The organism is uncultured Prevotella sp., assembly GCF_946407605.1.
In the GTDB taxonomy this organism is placed as follows: Bacteria; Bacteroidota; Bacteroidia; order Bacteroidales; family Bacteroidaceae; genus Prevotella.
Genome location: NZ_CAMJOS010000078.1, coordinates 1 through 2,613 on the forward strand (window position 1 = coordinate 1; position 2,613 = coordinate 2,613).

At 49.0% G+C, this 2,613-nt stretch carries 3 protein-coding genes; 1 reads left to right on the top strand and 2 read right to left on the bottom strand.

The window, feature by feature from the left end:
- The coding region (locus tag Q0R57_RS14685; RefSeq protein WP_294749251.1) for an MATE family efflux transporter at positions 1 to 1,758 on the top strand (1,758 nt) is incomplete at its 5' end.
- A gap of 14 nt (positions 1,759 to 1,772) precedes the next feature.
- Here the strand turns inward: Q0R57_RS14685 and Q0R57_RS14690 are convergent.
- Both Q0R57_RS14690 and Q0R57_RS14695 read right to left on the bottom strand, forming a co-directional pair.
- A complete protein-coding gene (locus Q0R57_RS14690) occupies positions 1,773 to 2,075 on the bottom strand; it encodes an STAS domain-containing protein (protein WP_294749253.1) in 303 nt (100 codons plus the stop codon).
- Between the two features lie 26 nt (positions 2,076 to 2,101).
- Positions 2,102 to 2,613, bottom strand: a 512-nt coding sequence (locus Q0R57_RS14695) for a PP2C family protein-serine/threonine phosphatase (protein ID WP_294749255.1), incomplete at its 5' end; no start/stop codon positions are given.

Below are 2,613 nucleotides of genomic sequence, written 5' to 3' on the forward strand. Positions count from 1 at the left end.
AATGAATATGTCTTGAAGAACATGTTCGGGTCGTTCTTCCTGGCGACCGTCATGTCGGCTCTGATGAGACAGTTGGGTGGTTTCACCGACTCCATCGTAGTGTCTCATCTGGTGTCGCCCGATGCACTGTCAGTTGTCCGTATCTGGCAACCCTTTGCGACCTGCATGTTTATCATCATCGGCATAATGAGTGCCGGCGCCAGTTTCCTGAGCGCACGAGGCATTGGTGCCCAGAACTACGACAAGGTGAACCGGGTGTTCAATAACCACCTGTACTATGTCATCTTCTCCACGCTGTTGGTCATAGGTCTTGTATTGCCTTTCCTCGACGTGGTGACTGGCTTGATAACAACCGATGAGCGGTTGCTGCCCATGCTGAAGCCCTATGTTCATGCCGACATGTTCGCCATCTTCATAGCAGCCGTTTGTGGCGTACCCGTCTCCTATATCATCACCAACGGCAGTCCGCGCCTCATCACCCGACGTATCATCATCTCTCAGATACTCAATGTCATTTTCGACCTGCTGCTCTGCGGCGTGCTGGATATGGGTTTGGCTGGTGCCTCGTATGCTTCAGGACTCAGCAATCTGCTTGCTTTCACCTCGCTGACAGGCTATCTGCGCAAGAACAGTAAGATATTCCGTCTCAGGCGCCCAGAGAAGATATGCAGCATCAAGCAGTATCGCGAGTGTTTCTCCATCGGACTCCCCATGCTGATATCAGCCTTGTTAGCGCCGGCTTTGGTCTTCACCATGAACTCGCTGGTTGTCGATAAACTCGGTGCCGACGGTATGTATTTATTTACCGTCTATTTCCAAGTCAACGGTATTTGTATGCTGGCATTATCAGGCTCGAACACGGCTATCAGCAATATCGGCGGCATCCTGTTGGGTGAAGAAGACTACGACAGTTTCCGCATGCTCACAAAACGTATCTTCCGCTTGTTGATACTGGTGATGGTGGCGGTGAGCCTGCTGATATTCCTCTTCCCCGACATGCTGGCAAGAGTCTTTGGTGCCGACGACCATCTGATAGAACAGTGCTACATCCCGTTCCGTCTGATGAGCCTCGCCTTCCTGCCCAATGCCATATCTGAGACACTGAGCGTGCTTTACTTCGTGCAGGGGCATCAGAAGCTCTGCCGATGGATAGAAATCGTGACCAACGTGGGAACCATCGGCATTATTGTCGTCATGGCTCTCTACACCCCCGAACTCATCTGGTATATCCTGCCCGTCACCGCCTGGCTCCTGCTGTTGGTGATGGTGGCAATGGCGTATGTGGTGCATCGCAAGAATCAAACTTATGCTTGGCCTACACTGGAGAATACGGTGCCGTCGAACCCCGCCGTCACGTTCTCCGTACCTTATACCGCCGAAGGTGTTCAGGATTTCCTGGCTAACGTAAAACCTTTTGTCGAGGCATGCGAACTGGAGGATGGCATTGCTGTGGATGTGGCTCTGGAGGAACTGCTCTATGAGGTTGTGGAGTCCCATGACCAGAATACCTCCAAAGAGGATGAGACCTTCGATGTTCGTATCATCGACAAGGAAACAGCCTTAACGGTGGTGGTCAAGAGTAAGGGACCCCTACGAAATCCTATTTATAAATTCTCGGACGACGAATTAATGGATATCGATGATAGCAACCTGCGGCGAGCCATCCTGTCGAGGGTGTGTAAGAACATCAACCACAAGTATATGAATGGCATCAATTGTATCTACCTGAATTACTACCGAAATGATGTCCAGACCTAAAGGACAATAAGATTCTATTCAAAATTGAAGATCTTGACGAATCCTGTCAAGGAGAAGATCTTCTTGACATTGTCGTTGACGTTCCGCAGCGTCAGTTTGCCGCCGTTTGTCTTGACACTCTTCAGAATACTGAGCAGGATACGCAGGCCACTGGATGCAATATACGACAGATCTTTGCATTCGATGACAACATTCCCTCTCCCATTCTCCATGAGGGGTGCTAAAGTTTTTTTCACTTCTACGGAAGCTGCCGTATCAAGTTCTCCGTCAAGGGTGACAAGAGTGCAGCCTTCTAATTGCTCAATTGTTGTTTTCATTGTTGATATTTTGTTTGTGATTACTATTATTTCGTTTTATACTTATAATGAATGGCCAGCATAGTCAGGTCGTCACTCTGCTCAGCATCCCCCACGAACTCGTGGACAGCCTCTGTCATCTTGGCAATGATCTCCTTGCAACTGCCACCAGTCTGCAGAACATCCTCGATTCGCTGTTCTCCAAATAACTTACCCTGTCCGTCTTTTGCCTCCGTCAGTCCATCGGTATACAAGAAAAGCAGTGCGTCTTCTGACACCTGATACTCCTGGAGAAGATAATCATTGTCGCAGAACGTACCGATAGGTAAGTCTGGATCACTTGCCAGTAGTGTGATACCATTACCCACAACATAAGGCATATCATGTCCGGCATTACAGTAGTATAATTGGCCTGTATGCAGGTCGAGTACTCCAAGAAAGAATGTCACAAACATGTTGGAGTCATTACCATCAGCCATCGCCTCATTGATGAGTGAGACGATTTTCTCCGGACTACTCTCATGACTAGCCACATTACGGAATAAGCTACGCGTCATGG

Coding starts and splice junctions, on each gene's coding strand:
- Q0R57_RS14690 (WP_294749253.1), bottom strand. CDS start 2,075: ATGAAAACAACAATTGAGCAATTAGAAGGCTGCACTCTTGTCACCCTT.